Source organism: Ralstonia sp. NFACC01 (assembly GCF_900115545.1).
Taxonomy (GTDB): Bacteria; Pseudomonadota; Gammaproteobacteria; order Burkholderiales; family Burkholderiaceae; genus Ralstonia; species Ralstonia mojiangensis.
Map to the genome: position 1 here is coordinate 502,075 of NZ_FOWV01000004.1, position 22,589 is coordinate 524,663.

Sequence of the window (22,589 nt, forward strand, 5' to 3'; positions counted from 1 at the left end):
AATGAAAGCCGAGCCGAATAACCGGCCGGCGTCGTGCGAAAGGCCACGGATTCGGTGTTCTCCGATTCCGGCAAGAGACCTCACTGGACGGAGCACCATGAAAAAGAATCGCCTTACCGCAACTATCCTGGCAGGCATGCTGCTAGGCATCGCCGTGGGCTATGCGTGCCACAAGCTCGCACCCGACGCCAATGCCGCCAAAGCCATCGCCGGCTATTTCTCCATCATCACGGACATCTTCCTGCGGCTGATCAAGATGATCATCGCGCCGCTGGTGCTCGCCACGCTGGTCTCGGGCCTGGCCGGCATGGAGGGCACGCAGGCCGTGCGGCGCATCGGCTTGCGCTCCATCGCGTGGTTTCTTTGCGCGTCGTTGATCTCGCTGGCGCTGGGGCTTGTGCTGGCCAACGTGCTGCAGCCGGGGGCGGGTCTGAACATGACGCCCAACGCCGCTGATGTTGCCACCGGCCTGAACACCGCCGGCCTGAACTTCAAGGACTTCATCACCCACGCGTTCCCCACCAGCGTGCTGGATGCCATGGCACGCAACGACATCCTGCAGATCCTGGTGTTCTCGGTGTTCTTTGGCGTGGTGCTGGGCGTGCTCAAGGGCGATGAACGTATCGCGCCGCTGTCGCGCACCATCGATGCCCTCGTGCCGGCCATGCTCAAGCTGACCGACTACGTCATGGCGCTGGCGCCCATCGGCGTGTTCGGCGCCATTGCCTCGGCGATTACGCTGCATGGGCTCGATGTGCTGACGACATACGGCAAGCTGGTCGGCAGCTTCTATCTGGGCCTGGCGCTGCTGCTGTCCATCCTGATCGGCATCGGCCACATCTTCCTGGGGCGCCAGACGTGGGCGTTGCTCAAGGCGATTCGCGAGCCGGCCATGCTGGCGTTCTCTACCGCCAGCAGCGAAGCCGCCTACCCGCGCCTGACCGAAAAGCTCGAAGCCTTTGGCGTCGACAAGAAGGTCGTCGGTTTCACGCTGCCGCTGGGCTACGCGTTCAATCTGGATGGCTCGATGATGTACCAGGCGTTTGCGGCGCTCTTCATCGCGCAGGCGTTCGGCATCGAGATGCCGCTGTCGCAGCAGATCCTGATGCTGCTGGTGCTGATGATCAGCAGCAAGGGCATGGCTGGCGTGGCGCGCGGTTCGGTGGTGGTGGTGGCAGCGGTGGCGCCGATGTTCCATCTGCCGCCCTCGGGCGTGGTGCTGATCCTGGCCATCGACCAGATCCTGGACATGGGCCGCACGGCCACCAACGTGGTCGGCAACAGCATCGCCACCACGGCCATCGCCAAGTGGGAAGCGCGCCGGGCCGCGCGTGAGCAAACGTCAGGTTTCGACGGCCTCTCCAACATTTCGGGCGTTTTTGGCATTCCGGGCGAAGTGAAATGACAACACCGCATGCGCGTCGCTCGCTGGGCGTGATTGGTGGGCTGGGGGCACTGGCCAGCGCAGACGTGTTCTTCAAGCTGATCCAGTCCACCCCGGCCAGCACCGATGCCGAGCATCTCGACATCGTGTTCGAGCAGCATCCGTTTTCTCAGGCAGGCCACTCGACGGCAGCCACCACGGAGCGCAAGCTCTACATCTTCGATCTGATCCGCGACTTCCAGCGGCGCGGCATCGGGGCAGTGGTGCTGCCCTGCTTTTTGAGCCACACCTTCATTGACGAGCTGACCGCCAATTCTCCGTTGCCGATCGTCGACATGATGGCGGGGCTGCGTAGCCACGTGCGGCGCAAGTTTCCGGCCGCGCGCCGCATCGGCGTGCTCGCTTCTGACACCACGCGCAACAAGCGTCTGTTCGAGCGCTACTTCAATGCGCCCGAGTTCGACGTCGTCCACCCGCGCGTTGAGGGCATCGACCATGTGACCGAAGCGGTGTACGCCCCCGACGGGATCAAGAGCGGCAACCTGCGCGGGCGCCCCATCGATCTGTTGCGCGACGCCTGCGCGGATCTCGTCGACCAGGGTGTCGACGTGATCCTGCCGGGGCTGACCGAGATCGCCCTGGTGCTCGACGAGCTTGGGCCCCTTGGCGTGCCCATCGTCGATTCCAACCTGGCCTACGCGCAGTACGTGGTGTCGGGGCAACACGATGCGCCCGGCAAGCTGTTCAAGGTGGGTGTGGTGGGCGGCGTGGGGCCCGCAGCCACGGTCGACTTCATGCAGAAAATCGTGCGTAACACGCCGGCCACGCGCGATCAGGACCACATCAAGCTGCTGGTCGAGCAAAACCCGCAGATTCCCGACCGCACCGAAAACCTCATCGGTGAAGGGCCGGACCCGACCATCTCGCTATACGCCACGTGCCGCAAGCTGGAGGCGGGCGACGCCGACATCATCGCCATTCCGTGCAACACGGCACATGCGTACGTTGAGCGCGTACAGCCGTATCTCAGCATCCCGATCGTCAACATGCTGACCGTAACGGCCGAGCATATCCGCCGCACGCTTCCGGCCTTGTGCAAGGTCGGCCTGCTGGCGACCTCCGGCACGGTCGCAAGCGGTGTGTACCGCAAGGCGCTGGAGGCGGCGGGCCTTGAGCAAGTGGTGCCCAGTACCGAGCAGCAAGCCCGTGTGATGAACGCCATCTACGGCCCGCAGGGCGTGAAAGCGGGCTTCACCGCAGGCGCCTGCATTGACGATCTGATGGCCGCCATTGACGAGTTGGCAGCGCGCGGCGTCGAGGCGGTGATTCTCGGCTGTACGGAACTGCCGCTGCTGCTGCCGCACGCCAGCGTCAACACATCTGAAGGCCGGCTCGTCACGCTGATCGACCCGACCGATGTTCTGGCGCGGCACTGCGTTGCGCGCGCCCTCGCCCACCCTTCTCCATCGCATTCCAACGCTTCATTACAAACGACATGACCCACCGTATCGAACACGACCTGCTCGGCGACCGCGAAATCCCCAGCGATGCCTATTACGGCGTCCACACGCTGCGCGCGCTGGAGAACTTTCCGATTACCGGCACCCCCATTTCTGTCTATCCGCAATTGCTCAACGCACTGGCCAGCGTGAAGGCTGCAGCAGCGCTGGCCAACCATGAGCTGGGGCTGCTGGACAGCCTGCATGCCAACGCGATCGTGCACGCATGCGAGCGTGTGCGGGCGGGCGAAGCACACGCGCATTTCGTCGTCGATGTCATCCAGGGTGGCGCAGGCACGTCCACCAACATGAACGCCAATGAGGTCATTGCCAACCTGGCGCTGGAATCTCTTGGTCACGCGCGCGGCGATTACCAGCACCTGCACCCGAACGAACACGTCAACCTGAGCCAGAGCACGAACGACGTCTATCCGACCGCGCTGCGGATAGCCGCGCACGAGGGCGTCCTGGCCCTGATCGAGGCCATGGGCGTGTTGCGGCAAGCGTTCGAGCGCAAAGCCGAAGCATTCCGCGGTGTGCTCAAGATGGGCCGCACGCAGCTCCAGGACGCCGTGCCGATGACACTCGGCCAGGAGTTCAGCGCCTATGCCGTCATGCTGGGCGAAGACCAGGAACGCCTCGCCGAAGCCGCGGCATTGATGCGCGAGATCAACCTGGGTGCCACGGCCATCGGCACGGGCATCAACACGCATCCGGACTATGCGGCCGCGGTCTGCCGGCATCTGGCGCGAATCACGGGCATTCCGCTGGTGACTTCGCACAACCTGGTGGAGGCCACACAGGATGTGGGCGCGTTCGTTCAGCTCTCGGGCGTGCTCAAGCGGACGGCGGTCAAGCTGTCGAAGACCTGCAACGACCTGCGGCTGCTCTCCAGCGGCCCGCGCGCGGGGCTGGGCGAGATCAACCTGCCGCCCATGCAAGCGGGGTCGAGCATCATGCCCGGCAAGGTGAACCCGGTGATTCCGGAAGTCGTCAATCAGATTGCGTTCGAGGTGATCGGCAATGACCTGACCGTCACCTTCGCCGCCGAGGCCGGGCAGCTTCAGCTCAACGCCTTCGAGCCCATCATTGCGCACAGCCTGTTCAAGAGCGTCTCGCACCTGCGCAACGGGTGCCTGACGCTGGCGGGAAAGTGCGTCGACGGCATTACCGCCAACGAGGCGCACCTGCGCGCCAATGTGGAGCACTCGATCGGCATCGTCACCGCGCTCAATCCGCACATTGGATATGCGAATGCGACGGCCATTGCGCAGGAGGCGCTCATCAGCGGCACCAGCGTGTATCAGCTCGTGCTGGACAAACGCCTGCTCAGCCGCGAGGCGTTGGATGAGATTCTGCAACCGGACATGCTGGCCCAGCCGCGTGCGGTAACGGCGGCCCGGGCGATTTGACCGAACCGAGGCCGCAGAGCCGAAAAGGGATCGGTCAACCGAAGCCGTAAAGCTTCACCGGATTGGCGACAAAGATCATCTGTTGCCAATCCGCACGCCCGATCCACGCGGCAATCGTATCGACCAGTGCGGCATCGTCGGGCTTGTGCGTCTTCTCGGTCGGATGCGGCCAGTCAGTGCCCCAGAGCATGCGCTCGGGCGCCATGTTGATGAATGTCTTGGCCACGGGCTCTACGTCCGCATAGGCTGGTGCACCTGTCTTGGTATCGACATATGGACCGGACAGCGTGATCCACGTGTTTCCCTTGTCGACCAGACGTTGCGCTGTGCGCATGGCGTCGGACTGCATGCCGCCCGGCTGCGGAACGTGTGCAATGTGGTCGATGACCAGCGGACACGGCAGCGCAAGCAGATGCGGCTCCAGCGCGGGCAGCTTCGCGCCTTGCACGACAAGCTCGATATGCCACCCAAGTGCGCCGATGCGAGACGCAAGCGGCGCAAGCATGTCGACGGTGGTGGCCCCCGGATAGCTGAGGTTGAAGCGGATGGCCCGCACACCTGCTGCGTGCATTTCCGCAAGCTGAGCATCGGTCACGGAGGTATCGACCACCGCGACGCCGCGCGCATTGGGCCCGAAACGCCTGAGCGCATCCAACGTGCAGCGGTTGTCCGTTCCGTACGTCGACGGCGTGACGACCACGTTGCGCTGCACGCCCAGACGCGCCTGCACCTTGCGGTACTGCTCGATGCTCGCGTTGGGCGGTCGCAGCGTGGTGCCCGGGGCGCTGGGGAATCGGTCATCGTAGATGTGCATGTGGCAATCCACCGCACCGGCCGGCAAGTTGAACGTCGGCGGGTTTCTGCCGCTGGACCACAACTCTTCCGCCGCCCCGGAGAGCGCGGGAACGGCCGCCGCCACGGCGCCGGCGCCTGTCATCTGCAGGAACCGTCTTCTATTGAGCGCGTGCATCGTCAGGCGGTCTCCGTCTTGTTCAGCACCTGCGGCTCGGGCTTCGAGCGGCTCAACAGCAGCAGCGTCATCACGCTCACCAGCGTCAGCAGCGCCAACGGCATCAGCGCCAACGCGTAGCTGCCGGTGGCCTGCTTGACCCAACCGTACACGTTCACCATCAGGCCGCCGCCAATGAGGTTGGCAATCGCGTTGATGGTGGCAAGGCCCGCTGCGGCCGCGCTGTTCGAGAGCATGCCGGAAGCCAGCGCCCAGAATGGCCCTTTGAACGAATACGCACCCACCAGCACCGCGCACAGCATCACCATGGTTGGCACGAGAGACCCGCTGAGCGATGTGCCGAACAGGCCGAGGCCGATCAGCAGCATCGGAATGGCGGTGTGCCAGCGGCGTTCCTTCAGACGGTCGGACCGGCGGCCCCAGAACACCATCAGCACCGATGCCACTGCGTACGGCACCGAGTTGAGCAGCCCCGTCTGCATGACGGTCAACCCAAACGATTTGAGGAGTTGCGGCTGCCACACCGACAGCGTGCTGCCGGCGGCCGACGCACACACATCCACCAGGGCGAGACACAGGACGTAGCGATTGCAGAACAGCTTGGCCAGCGGCATCTGCGCGACTTTCTTCGGCCCGCGCGCTTCACCGGCCAACGTATTCGTGAGCCACTGGCGCTCGTCATTCGATAGCCACTTGGCTTCTTCCGGCCGATTGGTCAGCAGGCGCAGGCAGGCGATGCCGAGCAGCACCGTCGGAATGCCTTCTAGGATGAACAGCCAATGCCAACCTCGCAGGCCGGCAAACCCGTCCATCTGCAGCAGCGCAGCCGAGATGGGCGAGCCGATGAAGCTTGCCGCCGGAATCGCGACCATGAACGTCGCCACAATACGGGCGCGGTGCGTTGCCGGAATCCAATACGACAGATACAGCAGCACGCCGGGAAAGAACCCGGCCTCCGCCGCACCCAGCAGGAAGCGCAGCGCATAGAACGATGCCGGGCCTTGCACCAGTGCCGTCGCGGCCGAGATCAGCCCCCACGTGATCATGATCCGCGCAATCCAGATGCGTGCGCCGTAGCGTTGCAGCGCCAGATTGCTCGGTACCTCGAAGAAGAAATACGACACAAAGAAGAGGCTGCTGCCAAACCCGAACACGCGGGCCGTCAGCCCGAGGTCATGATTCATCTGCAGAGAGGCCATGCCTACGTTGCCGCGATCGATGAAAGCCAGCAGGTAGCAGAGCATGAGAAATGGCACGAGCCGCCAGACCACCTTGCGCAGGGTCCGCTGCTCGATCTCGGTGACATCGGTACTGCCCGTCACTTGCATGTTTGTCTCCTGGCGCCGTCGTGTGCTGCGCGGCGCTGTTTGAACATCTAGGAAGAAAGGTACTGCGATCGCGCGATCAGTGGGTGGCTTCACCGGCATCAGCGCCGGGGTCGCCCAGCCAGGCGATGGACAGCGCACCGATGAGCAGCACGGCCGATACCGCCAGCAGCGGCGCCGTAAAGCCCTGCGAGTACTGCTTGATGGCACCGACCATCGACGGACCGACAAAGCCGCCCAGGTTGCCGACGGAAACGATCAGCGCCAGGCCGCCCGCGGCCGCGCGGCCCGTAAGGAAGGTGGACGGAATCGCCCAGAACGTGGCCTGGAACGCCAGGATGCCGCTCACCGTCACGCACAGCGCCGCGAGCTTGAGCACCGGTGCATCCAAGGCCGTGCTGGCCGCCAGCGCCACCGCTGCAACCACCAGCGCGGCAGCCACATACGGGACGCGGTTCTGCGCGCGGTTCGCCGTGCGCGCCCACCACAGCATGACCACCGCACCCAGCGCATACGGGATGGCCGTCAGCCAGCCGACCACGGTGTGCTCGACGCCAAACTGTTTGATGATCTGCGGCATCCAGAGGCCCACGCCGATGGAGCCGACGATGCCGCAGAAGTTGATGAACGCCAGCACGAAGACGCGCCAGTTGGTCATGGCATCGCGCAGGGTCGCGCCGTGTTTACTGGCGATGTCGCGTTGCTCCATGGCGAGGCGGCGCGCGAGTACGGCCTTCTCATCGTCGCTGAGCCATGTCGCCTTTTCCGGTCGATCCGCGAGCACGAACAGGCACGCGATGCCAAGCAGCACGGCCGGCAGCCCTTCGATCAGCAACAGCCATTGCCAGCTGCGCAGCCCATGCAGGCCACCGAGTTCGAGCAGCGCGCCGGAAATGGGTGAGCCGATCATGTTCGCCACCGGAATGCCCACCAGGAAGGCAGCCGTCACCTTGGCGCGCCACTTGCCCGGAAACCAGTGCGTGAAGTACAGGTAGATGCCCGGCGTGAAGCCCGCTTCGGCAAGACCCAGCAGAAAGCGCGCCGCCGCAAAACTCTTGGGCCCGACCACAAACGCCGTGGCCATCGAGAAGATGCCCCACGTAATCATGATCCGCGCGATCCAGATGCGCGCCCCCACCTTCTGCATGATGAGGTTGCTCGGGATCTCGAACAGGAAATAGCCGATGAAGAACAGTCCCGCCCCGAACCCGAACTGCTCGGCCGTGAGGCCGATGTCCTTGTTCATGGTGAGCGCGGCAAAGCCCACGTTGGTGCGATCAAGATAGCTGATCACATAGCAGGCAAAGATGAACGGCAGGATGCGGCGGAACGCCTTGGCCAGCGTGCGTTCGCTCGCCTGGTAATCCGCGTCGGGCAGCGGGGCGGCGGGGCGCGCATCCGCGCCATGCGCTGGCGTGGTGGCACTCAAAGTCTGGGACATTTGCATGGTCTCCTCCATCGCGCTTCTATGAGCGCTCAGGTTCGGGTATCGATGAGCTGGGCTAGGGCGTTGCTTTGGTCTGCTTTGCCCGATGCGGCAGCGGGCCGGCGATATCCATCTCGGTCTTGAGCACCGTGCCGGACACCGATTCGGTCATGAAAAGCGTCTTCATTTCGGGGCCACCGAAGCACAGGTTCGTGAGCGATGCACCTGCGGGGCTGGTCAAGACCATGTCCGGCTCCGCACGGTGGTTCAGCACCCATGCGCGGCCGAGCCCGGGGTTGGCCACGAACAGCCGCCCCGCCGTGTCGATCGTCAAACCATCCGGGCCGCTCGGGCCGTATGACGTGAAGAACTGGCCGACCTTGCTGACGGAGCCATCGGCCTGTAACGGCACACGCCACACGCAGTTGCCGCGCGTCATGGCGACGTACAGCACCTTCTCGTCGGGCGACAGCACAAGCCCGTTTGGGCTGGGGCAATTGCCGAGCAGCATGTCGAGCTTGCCCTCCACCGACAGGCGATAGACGCGCCCGGTCGGGTCATGCAGCCCGGTCTGCCCTTGATCTGTGAAGTACAGATTGCCGTGCGAATCGAACGTCAGGTCGTTCACGCCCTTGAAGCGCTCCGAATTGCGGCGCTCCAGATACGGCGTGACTTCGCCACGCTTGATGTCGAGCAGCATCAGCCCGTTGCGGTAATCGGTGATGAGCAGGTGCGCATCGTCGACGACCTTCATGCCGTTGGGCTCGCCGTCGTACTCGGTCACCAACTCCCAATCGCCCGCCGGCGAGATGCGGAAGACGCGGCCATGCGGGATATCCGTCACGTACAGATGGCCGTGGCCGCGGCCGTCCGGGCCCCACACAGGCCCTTCGAGAAACGAATCGGTGGCTTGTCCGCCGCGATTGGCGCGCGCCCACTCTGTCTGGACATCGGACTTGCGAAACTTCGCCGGCATGCGCGTGAAGACTTCGGCTTCACGCACCGCCGGTGGCGAGAGCAGGAACCTGGACATCACGCCGCCGTGCGGGCACGTTCCTCGATCACTGTGAGCACATTGGCCACCGCGCCCTTGCCCATGTTCACGTAGGCCGCATCGCTCACGCCGCCGATGTGCGGCGACAGGATGATGTTCGCAACGCCCTGGAACGGGTGCGGCGTGGTCATCGGCTCCACGTCGAAACTGTCGAGCCCAGCCGCACGGAGCCGACCGCTGGCCAGCGCTTCCACCAGCGCCGGTTCGTCGATGAGGCCGCCGCGCGCCGTGTTGACCAGAATCGCGCCGGGCTTGAAGCAGTTGAACGCGTCGCGGTTCAGCATCTTGCGGTTCTCCGCGGTCAACGGGCAATGCAGCGACACCACGTCGGACTGCGCGTACAACTCGCCCAGGCTCACCAGCTTGACGCCTGCGGGTGCCTCCTTGGCGTACGGGTCGAAGGCGATCACGTGCATACCGAACGCCAGCCCAATCGTAGCGGCCCGGCGGCCGATCGCCCCCAGACCGACCAGGCCGAGCGTGCGGCCATCCAGCTCAACCGACTTATGCGTCGCCTTGTCCCAATGCCCGGCACGCATACGCGCGTCGAGCTGCGGGACAGACTTCGCACACGCCAGGATCAGCGCCCACGCATGTTCGGCCACAGCGGCCGCGTTGGCACCCACTGCAGCGCGCACCGCAATGCCACGTGCCACGGCGGCATCCTGATCGATGACGTCGATACCGCTGCCGTGCTTTGAGATCACCTGCAGGTTGCCGGCGGCTGCATCCATGATGCGTGCGTTGATCTTGCCGTAGCGCACGATGATCGCCACCGGCTTGTGCCGCGCGCACAGCGCGACGATGTCGTCTTCGGTGGGCTGCTTGCCTGCAAACACGACTTCGAAATCGCCCAGCATGTCCAGCGCTTGGGGTGCCAGATCAGCCGCCGTGACGAGCAGGACAGGCTTGGTTGCAGTCGCGCTCATTACAGTGCCTCGCCTTCTGCCAGCATGCCTGCAGCGCGCAGTTCCTTGTCAAGCCAGCCGGGGCGCGTATCGCCCTTGCGGATTGCCGCAATGCGGGCCGCTTCGGCGTCCACCTTTTTCTGTGCGAGCACGAGAATGCGCTCAACGTCGGCACGCGGGATCACAACCACGCCATCTGCGTCGCCCACGACCAGGTCACCCGGATGCACCGTCGCGCCGGCGGCCGACACGGGCAGGTTCACGCGGCCAGCCACGCTCTTGGTCGGCCCGCACGGGTTCAAGCCGGCAGAAAAAATCGGGAACGTGCCGTGCGCCAGCTCGTGCGAATCGCGCACCGCGCCATCGATGACAAACCCGGCGATGCCAGTGGCCTGCGCCTGCGTGGCCATGATTTCGCCGATCAGCGCGCAGCTCTGGTCGCCTTTGCCGTCCACCACGATCACATCACCGGGCTTGGCGACCGCGAGCGCGGCGTGAATGGCAAGGTTGTCGCCGGGGCGGACTTCAACCGTCACGGCGGGGCCGACCACTTTCATCGTCGGAGCGAGCGGTTTGACGCGGCCATTCAGGGTGCCTCGGCGGCCGGCAACGTCGGCCAGGATGGCTGCCTGAAAGCGGGCGGCCGCCTCGACCAGCGCGGGCGAGACCCGCTCGATATCGCGAACGATGGCGGAAGTGGTGTGCGAAGGGGTACTCATGAAAAGCTAGCCTCAGTCTGTGATGTTTTGCTCTGTACAACACTGGTGTACTCAGTGAAATCACTATAGCCAGGGCAAGCGAGGCGATCCAGTAGCGTTTACCCTTCCGCCAGATACAACACTGTTGTACATAGTACAATCCTGTCGTTCATGCGTTCGGGGGAGTTTGAAATGGGGAATGACGGCGTTGCCGCAGTAGAAAAGGCGCTGGCCTTGCTGGATTGCTTCAAGCCGGGGGCGGAAGCCCTGTCACTCGCGGCCCTGGCGCAGGCGTCTGGCATGCACAAGACCACGGTATATCGGCTGATGAACTCGCTGGAGCGCATGAGCTATGTCATTCGCTCCAAGTCCGGCGCGTACTCGCTCGGGCCGCGCCTGCTGTATCTGGGCAAGCTCTATGAGCAGTCGTTCCACTTGTCTTCCGTGGTGGAACCTGTGCTGCACGCGCTGGCGGCAGCCACGCGAGAGAGCGCATCGTACTACGTCATTGATCACGGCCGGCGGCTATGCCTGTTTCGCGCTGAACCGTCGGAAGGCCTGCGCGAGACGCGCCTGCCAGGCACGTCTCTTCCGCTGGACGACACGGCTATCAGCCATGTGCTGCGCTACTGGGGCCTGGGTGAAGCGCTGTATGACGAGGCACCGGAGTTGCCGCTGTTCACCTCCGGCGCGCGCGATCAACACACGGCGGCATTTGCCACGCCCATCTTCGGTTCCGGCGACAAGTTCATGGCCGCGCTCACGCTATCGGGCGCGGCCTCTCGGCTCGAAGCGGCGCGCACCACTGGCGATTTCGTCACGAAGCAGTTGCAGGCGGCTTCCGACCTGTCGCGCAAGCTTGGCGCAAGTGCGGCGCTGTGCGAACGCGTCTACGGTGTTTGATGTGAAGGCGCTGCTTGGAGCCAAGCTCGCGCCCGCGGGCTAAGAGCGCTCGGCAGATTCGGCCGGAACTTGCCCAGCCGGCGCGGCGTCGACGGGGCGCTTCGCATGGCCAATGCGCTGCGCGTGATAGATGCCGGTGTGGCCCGAGAAGAGATAGCTCACCACACAGGCAATGCCGGCAAACGTGCCGACCTCGGGGCCAAAGAGTTCCATCGCCATAAGGGTCGACGCGATGGGCGTATTGGCGGCACCCGCAAACACCGCCACGAACCCAAGACCCGCAAGCAACGGGAACGGCAGCGGCAGCACGTAACCGAGCGCATTGCCCAAAGTGGCACCGATGTAGAACAGTGGCGTGACTTCGCCCCCCTTGAAACCCGAGGCCAGTGTCACGATGGTGAAAGCCGCCTTGCCGGCAAAGTCGTACGCCGGCAGCGGATTGTGGAACGCATCCACGATGACGGGAATGCCGAGGCCCAGGTACTTGTCGGTACCCAGCGCCATGACCGCAGCCACGACCACGCTGCCGCCCAGCACAGGGCGCAGCGGACCAAACGCAATGTGATGCTTCAACAGTCGGCTGAGCCGATGCGTGAGCGCCGCGAACGTCATGCCCGCCAGGCCGAAGACGATGCCGGCCACCACCACCAAGCCGATCGCGATCGGCGTGAGATGCGGCACAAAAGGAATCGCGTACGGCGTGTGGTGCACGCCCAGCAACGGCGGTACCAGATCGCCCACGATGGCCGCGATGAAGCACGGCAGGATCGCGTCATAGCGCAGACGGCCGATCGCGAGCACCTCCAGCCCGAACACGGCCCCGGCCAGCGGCGTGCCGAAGACCGACGCGAAACCGGCGCTAATCCCCGCCATCAGCAAGATGCGTCGATCCGCCGGGGTCAGCGAAAACAGTCGCGTCAGGTAGTCCGCAAAGCTGCCGCCCATCTGGACAGCCGTGCCTTCACGCCCGGCAGACCCGCCAAACACGTGCGTGACAACGGTGCCCAGCAGGATGAGCGGCGCCATGCGCTTGGGCACGACGCGCTTCGGGTCGTGGATCTCGTCGATCAGCAGGTTGTTGCCACCTTCCACCGAGCGCCCCGTGTAGTGGTAGAGCAAGCCAACGGCAAGCCCAGCCACAGGCAGAAACCACAGCAGCCAGGGGTGTGCGGTGCGCGTGTTGGTCGCCCAATCCAGCGCCAGCAGCAACACCGCAGAGCCCAGTCCAGCCAGCATGCCGACGAGCGACCCCAGCGAGAGCCAGCGCAGCAGATACCCGAACATGAGCAGCGGCTCGGAGCGTGTAAGCGTTTTCTTCATGATGACCAGATTCGAAGAACTCAAACCTGAGCGACAGAACGTCGTTTGGGCGTGTGCCTACAACTTCCTTCGTTCAGGAACTTGTAGGCATCATCAGCCGGTCTCGTGATCCGCAGACCGGCGGTTAAGGGAGGAATGCCATCTCCACAAGGTTGCGCATTGTGCCTGAAGGCGGCCCCGGTCACAACCCGGCACAATCGCCCGCCCCGAGGAAAAAAGCCCGCCCAGGCATGACACCGGGCGGCTTTTTTTCGTCATGCGTTCCGCTTACTGCCGCACACCCTTCACGCGGTCTGCGGTGACATCGGCCGGTTGCCCGCCAAAGTTGGTGCGCAGGTAGTTGGCCAAATCGGCCAGTTCCGTATCGTTCATCTGCGCGAAGCTGGGCATCTCCTGCATGGCTTCCGTGCCCGGGAAGCGCTGCGCTTCAATGCCGTCGAGCATCGAGACGATCAGGTTATGCGCGTCGGCATTGCGCACGGTGGCGTTGCCCAGCATCGGCACGGCCACGTGCGGCTTGCCTTCGCCATCGCGGCCGTGACAGCCGGCGCAAACAGCGAGGTAATGCGCGCGTCCGGCCTTGAGCTGGTCGACATTTTCCGGCATGGCGGCCACCGGCTTGAGCGGTTGCGGCGCGGGCGCCTTGTCGCCCAGCAGATACGTCGTCAGTGCCGCCACATCGGCCTGGCTGAGGTACTGCGTGCTCAGGTGGACGACAGGGTACATCTCGCCAAAAGCCGAGCCCTGCGGCGCGATGCCCACACTGAAGAACGCCTGCAGGTCGCCCTGCGTCCAGCCCCGTGACGCCAAGCCGGCAGGCGTGATGTCCGGCGCGACCACACGGCCCAGCGCCGCACCGGCAAGCGGCTTGCTGCTATCGAGCTGGCCGGCAAACCCGCGCGGGCTGTGGCATTCCGCACAGTGGCCCAGCGCGTTGGCCAGATACCGGCCACGCTGCCAGGCCGCTGTGTTGCCGACGGATGCGTCGGGCAGCGCGTTCTTCAGGAAGAACACGTTCCAGCCCGCCATGGCGATGCGGATGTTGTACGGAAAGCGCAGCTCATGCTCGCGGTTGGCGACGGCCGCCGGCTTCACCTGCTGCGTCAGGTAGGCGTACATCGCATCGGTATCGCCGCGCGACAGACCGCGATACGACGTGTACGGCATCGCCGGATACAGATGCTTGTCGGGCGTAACACCGTTGTGCAGCGCCTTGTAGAAATCGTCCGCGCTCCACTTGCCGATGCCCTGTTCCTTGTCGGGCGTGATGTTCGTGCCGTAGAAGGTGCCGAACGGCGAGGCCAGCGCCACGCCGCCGGCAAACGGTGCACCGTCCTTGGCCGTGTGGCAGGCCGCGCAGTCCGCTGCGCGCACGAGGGCGCGGCCACGGTTGATCAGGTCGGCGCCGGTCAGCTTGGCTGGGGGCGGCTGGTCGGCGGCGGGCGGGATATCGGTGGAGCGGTCACCGCAGGCGGACAACGCCGCAGCGGCCAGCAGTGGCAGCAGCGCCTTTCGCGTCCATTGAGTGAGTTGCGTCAGTTCAGCCATGGCCATCACTTGCCGTCCTTCACGAGTCCCGGCGTGCTGAGGACGACGTCCTTTACAGCCTCGAAGTAGCGCACGTAGCCGGTGCAGCGGCAGATGTGGTCGTTCAGCGCTTCGGTAATCGTCTCGTCCAACTTGTCGCGAGCCACCGGCTCGCGCTTGAGGCGCTCCACCAGCACCGTCGCACCGTTGACGAAGCCCGGCGTGCAATAGCCGCACTGAAAGCTGAAGTGCTCCAGGAACTTCTGCTGCACGAGCGTGAGCGACACCACTTCGCCTTTCTCATCGCGCTTGGCGTGCCCTTCCACCGTGCGCACCTTCTTGTTCTGGAAGAAATGCGCGCCGGTAATGCACGTACGCACTTCTTCGCTGGTGCCGTCCGGCTTGTCGAGGATGACCGTGCACGCGCGGCACACGCCCTGCCCGCAGCCGAGCCTTGAGCCGGTCAGGCCGGCGTACTCGTGCAGGAAGTCGATCATCATCAGCCCCTCGGGCACTTGCGTGGGGCCAACATCCTTGCCGTTGATATGAACGGTGAGCGGTTGTGTCGTGATGGTCGTATTGCTCATGCCAGTACCTCCTGAATCTTTTCCGCGGTCACCGGCAGGCTGGTGAAGCGGTGTCCGATGGCATGCGCAATGCCGTTCACAATGGCGCCCACCACCGGAATCATCACCACCTCGGCAATGCCCTTGGGCGGATCGGTTTCCGACACCGGCGGCAGCACGGTGCCGGTCTGCGTCCACACGGCCACGTCTTTCGCACGCGGCAGGTGGTAGCGGTTGAAGTTCCACGTGCCGTTGCCGGGGCCGTCTTCATACAGCGGCAGCGCTTCGTGCAGCGCGTGGCCGATGCCCATGGCGAGCCCGCCCTGCAATTGCCCCGACACCAGTTGCGGCGATATCTGCGTGCCGCACTCCATGATCGTGTGGTGCGACAGCAGATCGACCTTGCCGCTGGCTTCATGCACCGACAGTTCGACCAGCGTGCCGACCGCGCTGTAGTACGTGACCGACGCGTTGTTGCGCTGCGTCGGTGCGATGTAAACCTTCTTGCGATCCAGCACGTGATACCCGCCGGGGGTGGTCATCCTGGCCTTGCGCGCCGCGTCGGCACCGTCGCCGTAGCGCACGGACAAACCGTCAATCGGCACACGCGTGGCTGCACCGTTCACCTCGAAATCGGCCTCCGACCATTGCCAGCGGTTGAACACGTGCACCACCGCGCCAGTCACCAGGCCCAGTTCGTGCGCTTTCTTGACGATCTGTTCGTAGGGCAGCGCTTCCAGGCCGCCGGCCGTGAGCTTGCCGTCGACCCAGCGCGCGTCTTCCACGCGCACCACCAGCGAGGCCGCCTGGCCGCCGCCGATGCCTTGGCTCCAGATCGCCATGGCTGCCGGCCACAGGCCATGCATGAAGACGATGCGCGCCGCCTCACGCGTGCTGTGCGTGAAGTAATACGCCGAGTTGGTCGCGCTCGACGGCGACGCATATGCCGGAGACCAGCGCGGGTTGGCCGATGCCTTGTCCTGATCGGCCTGGCTCATGAGGTACGGGTCGCCGCTGGTGACAACGGGCAGGTCCGCCCACTCCGTCACCGCCACACGCACTTCCGACGCCGGGCGGCCCAGCCAGCGGGCCACGGCCACGGCTTGCGAGGTCGACATGCCGGTGCCGATTTCCGCCGCCACGTGGTGCAGCGTGATCTGCCCGTCAGCGCGGATTTCCACCTTGGCAAACGACGCCTCGGCGCCCGTGCCGAAGTCCTTCTGCACACAGGCAAACCCCACGCCGTAGCGCTTGCCCGGGTGGGCGGCGTCAAAGTCGGCTTTCTTCTTCGCGCGATTCACCCATAGCGGGTGCACCTTGGCCGCCTGCAGCACTTCATCCACGCGGATGGCGCCGGCGGGAATCGCGCCCTGCGTGTTCTTCATGCCCGAACGCAGCGCGTTCTTCAGGCGGAACTCGATCGGGTCGAGCTTCAATTGCTCGGCAAACTCGTCGACCATCACCTCGGTGGCGGCCATGCTCTGCAGCGTGCCGTAGCCGCGCGCCGAGCCCGCATCGACGGCGCGCGAGGCAATCGCCACGGCAGTCAGGTCGTTCTTGGGGAAGTAGTAGATCGACTGCGCGGCCGTTGCGCCCACCATCGCCACGGACGGCGAGAAATTGGCACGCCCGCCGCCGTTGGCCTCGAAGTGGCCCTGGAACGATTGGAACAGGCCAGTCTTCCTGTCCACGGCGATGCGGTACCGCATCTTGAACGCGTGCCGCTTGATGGAGGTCTGGAACTGCTCGTAGCGGTCATTCGCCAGGCGCACCGGCTTGCCATCGGCATACAGCGCCGTCACCAGGCCGTAGAACGGGAAGTTGTAGTGGTCTTTCGAGCCATAGCCAACCGTGTAGCACGGATGCACGATCACCTGCTTTACCGGGAACGCGCTGCGGGCCTTGGCGATCATCTCGGCCGCGCTCTCCCCCACCTCCACCGGACTTTGCGTGGGCACGACCATGTACAACGTCTGCGTGGTGCTGTCGTACCAGCAGTTGGCGTTGTCGTTTTCCAGTGCGGCGGTATCGACCGATTGCGTGTTGTACTCGCGTTCGAGCACCAGCCAGCCCGCCGGTGGCTTGTCGAGTTCTGCGGCGATCTGGTTGGCGTAAAAGATGCCCTGCTCGCCGAGCTTGCCGTGGTCCACGCCGTCGGGCCACACGGGCTCGTGCTTGCGCATCATGCTCGGAAAGATCGGCGCGTTCTTCAGGCTGGAGAACACATCGTCGTCATACGGCCCTGCCCCACCCACCCGCACAAAGCGGAAGGTGCCCCAGGGGTCGCGCTCCAGCGGGCCGGTCTGCGCGCCGTAGCGGATGATCTTGTCCTGGAACTTGAGCTTGTCTTTCGCAAAACGGAAGCGCGCGAAGTCGTGGTAGATCAGGATGGCGACGGCATGGCCCAGGTAGGCGGGCGTCTTGCCCGTGGGCAGCAGCATGTCGTCGCCGTAGAACGCAGGGAAGGCGACGCCATCGCGTGCCAGGTCGTCTGCCGTCACCACGCGATCTGGCTTGAGCTCATCACCCAGCAGGCTCAGATCGAAACCTTCGTACGTGCGATCGGCCAGCGTGGTGCGCAGGATGAACGCATGCGATTGCTGCTGCGGCCAGTGCGGCATGTCGCGCGAGCGGATGTCACGTGCGAAGACCTTGTCGCCCGTGACCTTGGCAATGCCGTCGATGCGGAACTTTGGCGTACCGGTTTTCGGGTCCCACTGGACAGGGGTGAGGATCTTTTCTTCAAACAGGGCCGCAAATGCGCGGCCGCCCAGCGGTGCGATGTACACCGAGACGCCGGCCACGACGGTCGCTTTGAGAAAAGCGCGGCGTGACGGATGGGTAAGCGGCATGAATTCTTCCTCGAGGGGAGGATGATGTGGGGAAAGAGAGGCGGGCCAGTGCGGGTGTTGCAGGCGGCTCCGCCTCTTTCGATTTTGGTGCGCGCGTTGCCGCAAAACAAGGCGAGGGCATGAATACCGTCTATTTGGGGTACGTTATCTGCCTTGGCATTGTCTTGTGCATACGCAGCATTTCGGCATCGCCGCTCACGCTGCCGGGGCGCACGTTGTCCAATTGCATTCACCAGTGTGCGCAATTGGCCGTGGATTGTTCAAGGCTGTTCGATCCGGCATGCTGCATGGATTCAGCAGCCGTCCATCAGAGACCTCGCGCAGGAGACACGCATGACCGCCCACCTGATCTTCGACGATCGCCCGACCGATGCCGATACGCTACTCGCGCGGGGCGCCGCCCTTGCCGGTGGTTTGCGTCGCATGGGCGTGCAGGAGGGCGACGTGATCGGCGTGCTGCTGCGCAATGCGCCCGCCTACATCGACGTGATGCACGCCTGCCGCATCGCAGGGTGCTACTTCTGCCCGATCAACTGGCACTTCACACCGGCCGAGGTGGAGTTCCTCGTGCGCGATTCGGGCGCCAAGGTACTGATCGGCCATCGCGACCTCGTGGATGCGGTGGAACCGCTGCTGCCGGCCCACGTGCAACTGCTGCGCGTGGACGCCGAAGGCACCGACCGCGCCGACGGCTATGCCAACTGGCTCGCGCTGCAGACGCCGTACGACGGGCCAGTGGTTTCTCCGCGCGGGCACATGGCTTATACGTCGGGCACCACCGGCCGGCCCAAGGGCGTCGTGCGCCAGGCCGTGCCGCTCGATCAGCTCGACGCGCATCTGCAGAAAGCGCGTGCCGTGGTGGCGGCCACGTTCGGGATCGTGCCGGGCTGCCGTGCGCTGGTGCCGGCGCCGCTGTATCACAGCGCGCCGAGCCTCTTCGCACAGCAAGCCGCGCAGATGGCGGAGTTGCTGGTGGTGAACGCCCGCTTTGACGCGCTGCGCGTGCTGGAGCAGATCGAGCGCTACCGCATCGACACCGTCTATCTCGTGCCGATCATGTATGTGCGCCTGCTCAAGTTGACGGACGAAGAACGCAGCCGGTACGACCTGTCTTCGCTGCGCTTTGTGGCCTCCACGGGCGCACCCTGCGCGCCGGAGATCAAGCGCAAGATGATCGACTGGCTCGGCCCCGTCATCTACGAAACGTATGCATCGAGCGAGACCGGCATGATCACCGTGATGGACCCGCGCGACGCCGCCGCCCGCCCGGGCAGCGCCGGCCGCCCGGTGTGCGACGCGCGCGTGTGCATCCTGCGTGAAGACGGCACGCCCTGCCCCACCGGCGAGATCGGCCTGATCTACAGCCACCAACCCGCCTATCCCGATTTCACCTACCGCGGCAATGACGAAGCACGCGGCAAGATCGAGCGCGACGGCCTCGTCACGCTCGGCGACATGGGCTACCTCGATGCGGAAGGCTATCTGTATGTGTGCGACCGCGCATCGGACATGGTCATCTCGGGCGGCGTGAACATCTACCCGGCCGAGATCGAACATGCGCTACTGCGCCACCCCGATGTGGTCGACTGCGCTGTCTTTGGCGTACCGGATGACGAATACGGCGAGCGCCTTGTCGCGGTGGTCCAGACCGAACGCAAAGACCCGCAGGCTGAGCCCGTGATCGAATGGCTGCGCGGCCAGATTGCAGGCTTCAAGATCCCGCGCCAGATTGAATTCACCACAGCACTGCCGCGCGACGACAACGGCAAGATCGCCAAGCGCCGCCTGCGCGATGCATGGTGGGGCGACCGGCAGCGGCGCGTTTAGCACCACCGACGGAGGCGCTGGCGGTTCAAGCCGGCGCCCCTGCACCATGGAGGAAGCCGCCCTTCGATCTACGGCGCGCCGAGCGCTGCAAGCGGATGCGCCTGCGTCCGCCAAGGTGACGTCAGAAAATGCCGCACCCGCTCAGGCCGCACCTGCGGCAGCGTTGCCGGCGCCCAGCCCGGACGGTGATCCTTGTCTACCAGATGCGCGCGAACGCCTTCACAGAAATCGCCTTCCTGGATTCCGCGCGCCACGATGCCCAACTCCATCTGAAAGCACTCGGCCAGTGACAGCTGCCGACCGCGCAGCAGCGCTTCGCGTGTGACGTGCAGCATCGTCGGCGAGTGTGAAGTCATTGCGTCAAGCGTGGCCTGCAGCCATTGGCGTGGTTCGCGAGCCTGCTCGCGCTCCAGGCTCTCTCGCAGCGTGGCCACAATGCGATCGACCGAAGAACGGCGGTCGAAATAGCGCAACACCCACGGCATCGCCTGTGCAAGCGGCGCGTGCGGAACGATGTTGCACGGCGGCTCGAATACGCGGCGCAGCGCCTGCATGAGGTCGCCATCATGCGGCATGCGCTGCAGCCGGTCTTCGAACGAGGCAAGCCATTCGGCAGGCACGCACATGTCGGCCAGGTGGCAATGCAGCGCATCGGCGCCGGTCAGCGTCACGCCCGTCAGGCCGACATACAGCTCCAGCTCGGGCGACATCACGCTCAAAAAGCGCGTGGCGCCCACATCGGGCAGAAAACCGATGCGCGTTTCCGGCATCGCCATCTTCGTGCGCTCGGTCACGACACGCAGCCGTGCGGCCTGCCCAAGGCCCATGCCGCCGCCCATGGTGATGCCGTCCATCAGCGCAACGATGGGCTTCGGAAACTGGTGCAGCGCGTAATCGAGCCGGTATTCGTCGACGAAGAACTGCAGCCAGCCGTCGTCGCCGTCCATGCGGCCCTGTTGCGCAAGCTGATAGAGCGCGCGCACATCGCCGCCGGCGCAGAAGCCTTTCTGACCCGCGCCGCGCAGCACCAGCGCGGCGATGCCGTCGTCATGGCGGCATTGCTCCAGCATCGTGGCCAACTGGCGCACCATGCCGTGCGACAGCGCATTCAGCGCCGACGGCCGGTTCAAGGTGATGATGGCCACGCGGTTCACCACGCGCATCAACACCTCGGGCTCGGCAGCGGCTGCCTCGGGCAGCGTCGCCTGCAGTTGGACGGCACTCATTGCAGCGTCTCCGATTCGTGTGTGGAATGCCAGCGCGGCGCGCGCTTTTCCAGAAAGGCATTCACGCCTTCGCGCTGGTCCGGGTGGTCGAACAGATCGACAAAGCGCTCGCGTTCAACCGCCAGCGCCGCGCTGCGCGGCACGCCATTGCGCGCCTGATGGATGAGTTGCTTGCTGAAGGTGACGGCCTGCGGGCTCAAGGTCGTGACACGCAGCGCCATGGCGATGGCGGCTTCGCGCGCGGCCCCCGTTTCCACGACCTCTTCCACCAGGCCGATGCGCAGGGCGGTCTGCGCGTCGACGCGCTCGCCGGTCAGGATCATGCGCTTGGCCCAGCCTTCACCCACGAGCCATGGCAGCGTCTGCGTGCCGCAACCGCAGCACAGCAGGCCGACGGCCGTCTCCGGCACGGCCAGCTTGGCATGGGCCTCGGCGATGCGGATGTCGCATGCGAGCGCGCACTCCAGGCCACCGCCCATCGCAAAGCCGTTGATGGCGGCGATCACCACCGGGCGCGCATTCTGCAGCGCCTCGAATGCGGCACCGAAACGTGCAGCGGCCTCGCGCGCGACATCGCGATCGCCATCGGCAAAGGTGTTGAGGTCGGCGCCCGCGCTGAAGAACTTTGGCCCATCGCCGGTGACGACGATGGCGCGTACGCGTGCATCGACGTTCAATCGCTCGACGGTGCCTTGTAGTTGCAGCAGACCTTCCGGGGTGAACGCGTTGGCCGGTGGACGCTTGAGTGTCAGCACTGCGACGGTGCCCTCATGCAGCGTTTCCAGTTCGATCATCACGCCGCTCCGTCTTTCCGATACAGCTTGATGACGGCGGAGAAATCCAGCTTGCCATCGCCCTTGCTGCTCACGGTTTGATAGAGCTGCTGCGCCAACGCGCCCAGGTAGACCGGTTGACGGACCGACTTTGCTGCGTCACCGGCCAGGCCCAGATCCTTGAGCATGAGATCGGTACCGAACCCGCCCGTGTAGCCGCGCGACGACGGCGCGGTCTCGATCACGCCCGGGAACGGGTTGTACGTGTCCGAACTCCAGCACCGGCCCGTCGACGTGTTGATGATGCCGCCCAGCACCTTCGGGTCGATGCCCAGCGCCTCGCCCAGCGACATGGCTTCGGCCACGCCGGCCATGGTGATGCCGAGCACGAGGTTGTTGCAGATCTTCGCGCCCTGGCCCGCGCCGGTGTCGCCGCAATGCACGAGGTTCTTGCCCATGGCGGACAGCACCGGACGCACCTGCTCGAACGCCTGTGCGGTGCCGCCGACCATGAACGTCAGCGTGCCGGCTGCCGCGCCGCCCGTGCCGCCCGAGACCGGCGCATCGACAAAGTTGTTGCCGTGCTCGGCCGCCAGCGCGGCAAACGCCTTCACGCTGGCCGGGTCGATGGTGCTCGAATCGATGATGGGCACGCCCTTGGCAATGCCCGCCAGCACGCCGTCTTCCGCCGTCAGCACGTGGCGCACGTGCGCGGCGGCGGGCAGCATGGTGATCACGGTTTCCGCGCCCGTCGCGGCGTCCTTGGGAGACGCGGCGGCCATGGCACCGGCTTCCACCAGCGCGCCCACGGCCTGCGTGTTCAGATCAAAAACGGTCAGCGTGTGGCCCGCCTTGAGCAGGTTGCGCGCCATCGGGGCGCCCATGTTGCCCAGGCCGATGAATGCGATTTTCATGACAA

At 65.0% G+C, this 22,589-nt stretch carries 18 protein-coding genes and 1 riboswitch; of the genes, 5 read left to right on the top strand and 13 right to left on the bottom strand.

The features are described from left to right. The first annotated feature begins 97 nt into the window (after positions 1-97). From BM136_RS13315 to aspA, 3 genes are read left to right on the top strand one after another with little or no spacing between them, the layout of a single operon-like run. The gene (locus tag BM136_RS13315; RefSeq protein WP_092972275.1) at positions 98-1,405 is read left to right on the top strand and encodes a dicarboxylate/amino acid:cation symporter; all 1,308 of its coding nucleotides are present in this window, start codon (positions 98-100) and stop codon (positions 1,403-1,405) included. Next, entirely contained in the window at positions 1,402-2,883 is a 1,482-nt protein-coding gene (locus BM136_RS13320) for a cysteate racemase (RefSeq protein ID WP_092972276.1), read from the top strand. The genes BM136_RS13315 and BM136_RS13320 overlap by 4 nt, the downstream gene beginning before the upstream one ends. Beyond that, on the top strand, positions 2,880-4,295 hold the full coding sequence (gene aspA, locus BM136_RS13325; protein ID WP_092972277.1) for an aspartate ammonia-lyase: 1,416 nt from the start codon (positions 2,880-2,882) through the stop codon (positions 4,293-4,295). The genes BM136_RS13320 and aspA overlap by 4 nt, the downstream gene beginning before the upstream one ends. A 34-nt stretch (positions 4,296-4,329) precedes the next feature. Here aspA and BM136_RS13330 read toward each other — a convergent pair whose 3' ends face one another. The 6 genes from BM136_RS13330 to BM136_RS13355 form a co-directional block, all read right to left on the bottom strand. After that, positions 4,330-5,265, bottom strand: coding sequence for an amidohydrolase family protein (locus BM136_RS13330; protein WP_092972278.1), 936 nt, complete (start codon positions 5,263-5,265; stop codon positions 4,330-4,332). A 2-nt stretch (positions 5,266-5,267) separates the two neighbouring features. Next, complete coding sequence (locus BM136_RS13335; protein ID WP_092972279.1) at positions 5,268-6,593, bottom strand: MFS transporter; 1,326 nt, start codon at positions 6,591-6,593, stop codon at positions 5,268-5,270. Between the two features lie 76 nt (positions 6,594-6,669). Beyond that, a complete protein-coding gene (locus tag BM136_RS13340) occupies positions 6,670-8,031 on the bottom strand; it encodes an MFS transporter (RefSeq protein ID WP_092972280.1) in 1,362 nt (453 codons plus the stop codon). A gap of 61 nt (positions 8,032-8,092) precedes the next feature. Next, entirely contained in the window at positions 8,093-9,049 is a 957-nt protein-coding gene (locus BM136_RS13345) for an SMP-30/gluconolactonase/LRE family protein (RefSeq protein ID WP_092972281.1), read from the bottom strand. Next, positions 9,049-9,999 carry an NAD(P)-dependent oxidoreductase gene (locus BM136_RS13350; RefSeq protein ID WP_092972282.1) on the bottom strand — a complete coding sequence of 317 codons (951 nt, stop codon included), beginning with the start codon at positions 9,997-9,999 and terminating at the stop codon, positions 9,049-9,051. Before BM136_RS13350 ends, BM136_RS13345 begins: the two co-directional genes overlap by 1 nt. Then, positions 9,999-10,697: an RraA family protein gene (locus BM136_RS13355; protein ID WP_092972283.1), complete on the bottom strand. Its 699-nt coding sequence runs from the start codon at positions 10,695-10,697 to the stop codon at positions 9,999-10,001. The genes BM136_RS13350 and BM136_RS13355 overlap by 1 nt, the downstream gene beginning before the upstream one ends. Before the next feature lie 171 nt (positions 10,698-10,868). On the opposite strand from BM136_RS13355, the gene BM136_RS13360 reads away from it, so the two are divergent. Continuing rightward, positions 10,869-11,579, top strand: a complete 711-nt coding sequence (locus BM136_RS13360) for an IclR family transcriptional regulator (protein ID WP_092972284.1) — start codon at positions 10,869-10,871, stop codon at positions 11,577-11,579. A gap of 39 nt (positions 11,580-11,618) precedes the next feature. Here BM136_RS13360 and BM136_RS13365 read toward each other — a convergent pair whose 3' ends face one another. The 4 genes from BM136_RS13365 to BM136_RS13380 form a co-directional block, all read right to left on the bottom strand. Beyond that, positions 11,619-12,899, bottom strand: coding sequence for a voltage-gated chloride channel family protein (locus tag BM136_RS13365; RefSeq protein WP_092972285.1), 1,281 nt, complete (start codon positions 12,897-12,899; stop codon positions 11,619-11,621). Positions 12,900-12,976: 77 nt separating this feature from the next. Continuing rightward, a riboswitch (Fluoride riboswitch) is annotated at positions 12,977-13,054 on the bottom strand. Positions 13,055-13,166: 112 nt separating this feature from the next. Then, a complete protein-coding gene (locus BM136_RS13370; RefSeq protein ID WP_092972330.1) occupies positions 13,167-14,447 on the bottom strand; it encodes a cytochrome c in 1,281 nt (426 codons plus the stop codon). A gap of 5 nt (positions 14,448-14,452) precedes the next feature. After that, positions 14,453-15,013 (bottom strand): (2Fe-2S)-binding protein, encoded by a 561-nt coding sequence (locus tag BM136_RS13375; RefSeq protein ID WP_065854089.1) that lies wholly within the window; start codon positions 15,011-15,013, stop codon positions 14,453-14,455. Continuing rightward, positions 15,010-17,844, bottom strand: coding sequence for a xanthine dehydrogenase family protein molybdopterin-binding subunit (locus tag BM136_RS13380; RefSeq protein WP_092972286.1), 2,835 nt, complete (start codon positions 17,842-17,844; stop codon positions 15,010-15,012). Before BM136_RS13380 ends, BM136_RS13375 begins: the two co-directional genes overlap by 4 nt. 333 nt (positions 17,845-18,177) lie before the next feature. Here BM136_RS13380 and BM136_RS13385 point away from each other — a divergent pair, with 333 nt between their 5' ends. Continuing rightward, positions 18,178-19,671 carry an acyl-CoA synthetase gene (locus BM136_RS13385; RefSeq protein WP_092972287.1) on the top strand — a complete coding sequence of 498 codons (1,494 nt, stop codon included), beginning with the start codon at positions 18,178-18,180 and terminating at the stop codon, positions 19,669-19,671. A 68-nt stretch (positions 19,672-19,739) separates the two neighbouring features. Here the strand turns inward: BM136_RS13385 and BM136_RS13390 are convergent, their stop codons facing one another. From BM136_RS13390 to mmsB, 3 genes are read right to left on the bottom strand one after another with little or no spacing between them, the layout of a single operon-like run. Further along, positions 19,740-20,897, bottom strand: a complete 1,158-nt coding sequence (locus tag BM136_RS13390; RefSeq protein ID WP_092972288.1) for an enoyl-CoA hydratase/isomerase family protein — start codon at positions 20,895-20,897, stop codon at positions 19,740-19,742. Further along, positions 20,894-21,691 carry an enoyl-CoA hydratase gene (locus BM136_RS13395; RefSeq protein WP_092972289.1) on the bottom strand — a complete coding sequence of 266 codons (798 nt, stop codon included), beginning with the start codon at positions 21,689-21,691 and terminating at the stop codon, positions 20,894-20,896. Before BM136_RS13395 ends, BM136_RS13390 begins: the two co-directional genes overlap by 4 nt. Then, on the bottom strand, positions 21,691-22,584 hold the full coding sequence (mmsB, locus tag BM136_RS13400; protein ID WP_092972290.1) for a 3-hydroxyisobutyrate dehydrogenase: 894 nt from the start codon (positions 22,582-22,584) through the stop codon (positions 21,691-21,693). Before mmsB ends, BM136_RS13395 begins: the two co-directional genes overlap by 1 nt. Between the last annotated feature and the right edge of the window lie 5 nt (positions 22,585-22,589).